This window comes from Thermoactinomyces sp. CICC 10522 (assembly GCF_016055075.1).
In the GTDB taxonomy this organism is placed as follows: Bacteria; Bacillota; Bacilli; order Thermoactinomycetales; family Thermoactinomycetaceae; genus Thermoactinomyces_A; species Thermoactinomyces_A daqus.
This window is the reverse complement of sequence record NZ_JAECVY010000045.1, coordinates 1-4,607: the sequence shown is the minus strand read 5'-3', so window position 1 is coordinate 4,607 and position 4,607 is coordinate 1. Positions and strand designations below refer to the sequence as shown.

Genomic DNA, 4,607 nt, shown 5'->3' with positions numbered 1-4,607 from the left:
CCGAAGAAATGTAGCGGTTTCGTTCGAAGGGGATTATTCGACGGGAGTGGGTCAATTCTTTTTCGGCGATCCTGGGTCAATTATAGACCGGCGGTAACATCACCGAATGGTAAAACAGCATTACCAGGTAAAATAACCGCTAGTAATACAGTAATTGGTGTTAAGATAAGGGCAGTTGCAATTACTGATGGATGTCCTAGTAATACTGCTGCATCAAGTCCAATATAGATTTCTCTATCACCAAAGCGTTTACTTAACCATGACCGTGCGGATTCTGACAAGGGAATTAACCCTTCCATCAAAATCTTAACCATCCGCGGCATTAATATCATCACGGCTGCCATGTCCATGCCAATTTTAATAATTTTCCCGATATTATATCCCGCTAATGCTCCAATTGCCGCCCCTAAAATCAGACCTATTACCATTGAATCTCCAAAGATACCGAAACGTTTTTGAATTGCATCTGGATCTGTATTTAACTTGTTCAGTCCAGGAATTTTTTGAATTCCTCTTACTAAAAAAATAAATGGTGCATATGAAATCGTACTACCTGTTGCAACTGAAACGCCTGGCATTTCATAGAAATCATTTACGATTGGTTGAGTCCAGTCAGCAATTTTAAGACATACAATCTGGAAGATTACTGCTGCAATTAGCCCCAGAACAATACTATCTGAAACTGTATATACTAAAGCAGCCATAAATGTATAGTGCCAATAGTTCCAAATATCCACATTCATTGTTTTAGTTGTTTTTGTTAAAAGCATGACAACGTTTACAACCAGTCCAATCGGAATGATAAATGCTGCTACAACAGATGCCCATGCAATCGATGATGTTGCTGGCCAACCCACATCAATAACGTTTAAATGTACTCCCAGTCGATCAACCATTCCTTGTGCAGCAGGACCAAGGTTTGACGTTAACAAGTCAATAACCAGGAAAATGCCGATAAATGCGACCCCGATTGTTAAACCAGAACGAAATGCTTTACCTGGCCTTTGTCCAAAGAATAATCCTAAGATAAAGATGGCTACTGGAAGGATTACTGTTGCTCCTAGACCTAAAAAACCTTTCATAAAATCGGCGAATGCTTGCATGTGAATATCTCCCTTCCAATAGATATCAATCGCTTGTCATCAAGATTATTTTTTAAGTTCCTCGAGAATTTGCTTTTTTGTTTCTTCAATTCCTATACCAGTTAGAAAATTACGTGCATTTATAACGGGAAATCGATATTCTTTTTTCGTCATGGCCGTAGTGACTAGCAGGTCCGCTGTATCTTCATATGCCCCCACTTCAGCTATTTTTATTTGAATAAGATCAATTTCTATATTATTTTCTTTTGCTAACTCCTCAATTGCTTTAACCACAACAGTGGATGTCGCAATTCCGGCACCACATGCAACAAGAACTTGTTTTTTTGCCATTTATTCACCATCTCCTTCAACTAAATTTAACTTTTCTTCTAAAGTACTTTTTATTTCTGTTTTATTTTTTTGATTCACTAAGAATTTAAGAACCTCTTCATCTTGAAAAAGTTGCATCAGTTTTTGTAAAAGCAAGAGCTGTGAATGTGCCTCATCCATGGCTAACATAAATATTAGCTGTACTGGTGTTGTCTCACTATCATCACCCATGATGACAAAATCAACTGGCTTTTTTAATACAGCTACGCTAATTGATTTTCTAATAACATGTTCAACATCGGTATGGGGGATCGCTACAGAAACCCCAGCAATCGGGAGACCTGTTGCAAATTCTTTCTCCCTTTTAATAATGGCAGGAATAAAGCTCTCTTTCACTAACCCATTATCCACTAAATTCTGTGCCACTACTTCAAGTATTTCTTCTTTTGAATCACCTTCTACATCAAGCAGAATGACAGATTCATCAAAATACAATTCACTCATATCCACACCCCTAAGCCTTCTCAATAATCTTTAGAGAATATCCTAACAATCTCATATACTTCTTCGATCGATTCAGCATTAATTAATTTATTTCGTTCATTCTCATAACCAGCAAGATTTATCAACTGCATTAATGCATGTATATGTTGATGTTTATCAACCGCAGAAATCGCAATAATCAGATTAATATTGTAATTATTTAGATATCGAACGCCATCTTTTACTCTTAACAAACTCATCCCGACATTATTTGCTCCATCTTCGGGTGCTGCATGCGGTATAGCCATATTCGGCCCAATGACAATGTATGGATCCTTTTCACAATATCTAATCATCGCATCAACATATTTTGGTTTGATTTTACCGCTTCGAATAAGTGGTTCGGCACTGATTCGAATGGCCTCTTCCCATGAATCAACCGAATCTATTAATGTAATATTTTCTGGGATAATCAGTTGATCCAAATTTAGGTCTGTGGAATAAATGTTTTGTTCCACAAAGGAAGAATAACCTTCTTTATTGAAGTATTTCTCCATTTCTTCTATTAAGGCGCTTTCATCACTTATAATCGAATATTTTTTGACAATTTCTACAACATCCTTAATATTGATTTTATCCGGTATATATCCATGGACTGCCAACATCACTTGTTTTCTTAGTTGATACTTTTCTTCATCCCCGAGAAATGCTTTTGTCACAAATAGTTTTTTTTCAGTTTCTAGATAAATGGGTGCAAACACAACATCATAATCAAGTGGGTAATGTAAAAATTGGCGAACCGATAAAAAATCCAAGAAAATAAACTCCGGAAATAATTCTCTTAATTCATTAAACATTATCCTTGAAACAGATACACCCTGCGGACAAACCACTATAGCTTTAACCTTTTTTTCTATGCTTTCGCCTTGACGTTTCATCCAACCGCCAATCAGCATTGTAATAAAAGCGATTTCATTTTCAGGAATATCGGTACCAATCAACTCTTCAAGCGGACCGATAGAACGTTTTACCAGATGATGTAATTCTTTAAACTCTTTGCTCAAAGAACCTTGAAAGACAACTGTATTAGTCAGCTGATATTTGATGCGATAATAGGCTGGTTTTATATGTTGCAAAAGCTTATCTAATAGTTGATCTCGATCCTGCAAGTGGATACAAGCACTTTTTTCAAAATGTCTTAACATATTATCGATGGCTGGAACTAGATTGGGAATGCGTTCATCATTAGCAATTTGACTTGAAAAAACATTAGTTGTTAAAAGATGTAACGTAATAAACAGGCGTTCAGTAACCGGAATATCAGTATCATGGAGAATTTCTTCTGTTGCTTTGTATTCTTTTGTATCAGAAAGTTCTTCGTATTTTATAGCAAATGGATTAATGATATGTCCTTGTTCAATTCTTCGAACGACTAAAATGAGGACGTATGGCATTGCTTTTAATTTTTCATCTGTGAATTTTTGATTTAATTTATTCTCTACCTTTTCTATTCGTCTAATATAATCATTAACTTGTTCACTGCAGATACCTGTTATTTTTTGCAATCGATCTTCACCATTTGTCATTTGTAATACGGCATTTGTAATTTCAATAAGCAATTTTCGAATCTGAAATTCTTTTCCCTCTAATAAATAACCATGTTTTCTTGAATATCTAATATTTAAATCATACTTGTCCAAATAGCTTTGGGCCTGCTTTAAATCACTTAGGATTGTATTTTTGCTAACTCCCAATTCAAAAACGAAATGATTCAATGACAATTCCTCTTTAGAACTTAATAACATTAATATTATGAGCTGTACACGCTGTTCTTCTGTGAGGATTGTTGTGTCCACAACATCTTCAATCTGTTTGAGATTTCTGCCAAGTTTCTCTAAGACTGATTGAGCAATTACGAAATGTCCTTTTCTTGTTCTCTCTATTACAGGAAGATTATTAATCATCAGCCAATCATTTATTTTGTCGATACTATAACCGAGTTGTCTACGAGTAAGATTGTATTTCTTCTCTAATTCAATACTTGTTATGCTAGGATTACTCGTCAACTCATTCAAAATTTTTTTGTATCGATCACTTGGCATCCTTTTTCCTCCTTCTATTTTTGAATTTTATATCTTTTTAATTCTATTTTGAACACATTTTCATCACAATCTTATGTACTTATAATGTACATAATTGTGATTTACTTAGAATATCATAGTTTTTTATTTTATATTCATATAAATATATACTTTTAAGCAGAGCCAATCTCCCTTTTATTACTGCAATATTCTTTCTTAATTTGCTACAATTGGGCTTTTCTTGAACCCGTTCCCCAAATCTCCCCATAAAAAAACCCCTGCCACATGCATACAGGCAGGGATCATCCCATTAAATCTTCAATTCGCCCAACCACCAACCCGACAACAGCTTGGGAACGCTCTTTTGCATTTATACGTTACTGATGCGTACCTTTTGCAAACTTTGGAACAGGATTTCATTGTGAACAGTGTTTTAGATAATGGGTTATAAAATCCTAATTACCCCAATTAATCTCTTTGAAGAGTATTTTTCCCAAGAAATAGTCTCCGATCAGTTCCCACAGATGAGGAGTATAATGACCCCATACGCTTCCAGACGAAAGATAAAGTATAATGGAAGGAAGCAAGAAAGGGGTCGTTTTTTATGGGGCGGCGAAAATGGACTGCTGAG

At 35.4% G+C, this 4,607-nt stretch carries 3 protein-coding genes and 1 pseudogene; all 4 read right to left on the bottom strand.

Annotation, left to right across the window (positions count from 1 at the left end):
- Positions 1–95 precede the first annotated feature (95 nt).
- Positions 96–1,103 (bottom strand): annotated as a pseudogene (locus tag I8U18_RS17465) (PTS galactitol transporter subunit IIC); the annotation flags it as partial.
- A gap of 45 nt (positions 1,104–1,148) precedes the next feature.
- Positions 1,149–1,433 carry a PTS sugar transporter subunit IIB gene (locus I8U18_RS17460; protein WP_198056527.1) on the bottom strand — a complete coding sequence of 95 codons (285 nt, stop codon included), beginning with the start codon at positions 1,431–1,433 and terminating at the stop codon, positions 1,149–1,151.
- A complete protein-coding gene (locus I8U18_RS17455) occupies positions 1,434–1,916 on the bottom strand; it encodes a PTS sugar transporter subunit IIA (RefSeq protein WP_198056528.1) in 483 nt (160 codons plus the stop codon).
- A gap of 20 nt (positions 1,917–1,936) precedes the next feature.
- Positions 1,937–3,997 (bottom strand): BglG family transcription antiterminator, encoded by a 2,061-nt coding sequence (locus tag I8U18_RS17450; protein ID WP_198059668.1) that lies wholly within the window; start codon positions 3,995–3,997, stop codon positions 1,937–1,939.
- Positions 3,998–4,607: the final 610 nt, after the last annotated feature.

Bases quoted from the DNA above. Each gene is read 5' to 3' on its own strand.
- I8U18_RS17460 (WP_198056527.1), bottom strand. From the start codon at position 1,433: ATGGCAAAAAAACAAGTTCTTGTTGCATGTGGTGCCGGAATTGCGACA.
- I8U18_RS17455 (WP_198056528.1), bottom strand. From the start codon at position 1,916: ATGAGTGAATTGTATTTTGATGAATCTGTCATTCTGCTTGATGTAGAA.
- I8U18_RS17450 (WP_198059668.1), bottom strand. From the start codon at position 3,997: ATGCCAAGTGATCGATACAAAAAAATTTTGAATGAGTTGACGAGTAAT.